The sequence below is a fragment of the Ruegeria sp. F11 genome (assembly GCF_056533855.1).
In genome coordinates, this window is record NZ_JBQFOW010000039.1 from 1 (window position 1) to 1,417 (window position 1,417).

Genomic DNA, 1,417 nt, shown 5'->3' on the forward strand with positions numbered 1-1,417 from the left:
GGCGTTGATCCGCAACTTGCCGCCCGTGCCGCCGAAATGGAAGAATTCGGTATTCCGGCATTCAAACACAACGTGACAGGTGATGTGAACGACTTCGCCAATTTCGAACGCGCCCGCCGTGGCGTCGGACCGGACGCGGTGGTTGCGAAGGCTCAGCGCTTCGGGGACCAACAGGAACTGGCCGCACGGCGCGGCGTGGATGAAGTGGCGACAGAATTAAGCGATGGAGTCCGGGCGGATCAGTTCGATGCATCGCAGGCCGTAAGGGACCGGCTGCAGGGTCTGAGTGAGGCCGAGAAAGCCGCCGCACAGGCCGCGTACAGGGCAGCAGACGACGCTGGGGCGTCAGTGCCCCGAAATGTCGCTAAGGGCATTGTGCAACGCGTACAGAGCCGCTTGGCGGATGAAGAGATTGACCTGACCAGTGATATCTACGCGAACGCCCGTGCGTACATGTCCCGCCTGCAAAAGCGCGGAGACGGCGAAGGCGGGGTATCCCTGCGATTGATTGAGACATTCCGCAAGGACCTGACCGCCTCATTGTCCAAGGCAAAGCCAGAAGACAAGCGCGCCCTTTCCATCATCAAATCAGAGTACGACGCATGGGTTGATGATGTTGTCACTGCCAAGCTGTTCGACGGCAATGAGTCCGGGTTCGGGGATCTGAAAGAAGCCCGCAGGCTGTGGGCGCAATACTCCGCCAGGTATCGCGGGAAGGATGCAGGATCAAAGTTCCTTCAAGAAATGATGGACGCAGATGCCAGCCCGGATCAGGTCATGCGCTGGATGTTCGGGGCGTCGAAGCTTGGTAATGGCAGGATGAATGCGCCGCTTGCCGCGAAGCTGCGCAACACTCTCGGTAAGGACTCGGATGAGTGGAACTTGGTCCGTCAGGCCGCGTTTCGTCACTTGACACAAAAGCCAGGCACCGAAACTCCCGGCGCAACAGGGCCGATCCCGTGGGGGCCACAGAAGGTATCCGAGAACATCCGCACTTTCTTCTACAGCCCGCAGACAAAGCCTCTGGCGAATGTCCTGTTCACCCCGAAGGAACGGGGCCAAATGATCCGACTTTCAACGGCTCTTAACCGCATGGTGCCACCAAGAGGCGCTGTAAACCACTCGGGCACGGGTTACGAAAACGCCAGAATTGCCAAGAAGGCGTGGGAAGGTGCATTGACCCTGATTGGCTACAAGACCGGTGGCCCTGCGGGTGCTGTGGCAGGCCGTGCAGCAGCTAAGGGCGCAGAGAGGGGTGCAGGCTGGCTACAGGCCGCCAAGATTGGTCAGAAGGTCAAGGGGCGTAAACCAGTTGGCCCGGTGGCTACAGGGGCAATCCCCGGCGCTGCAGCAGGCGTGTTCGCAGGGAATACTGCTACCAGCTTATTGTACCCATACCAGCAAGAATGAGGGTGCC

At 59.7% G+C, this 1,417-nt stretch carries 1 protein-coding gene; it reads left to right on the plus strand.

All coding sequences use genetic code 11. The annotated features are described in order from the left end of the window. Nucleotides 1–36 precede the first annotated feature (36 nt). A complete protein-coding gene (locus ACR0NJ_RS21225) occupies nt 37–1,410 on the plus strand; it encodes a hypothetical protein (protein ID WP_480819077.1) in 1,374 nt (457 codons plus the stop codon). The last annotated feature ends 7 nt before the right edge of the window (nt 1,411–1,417 follow it).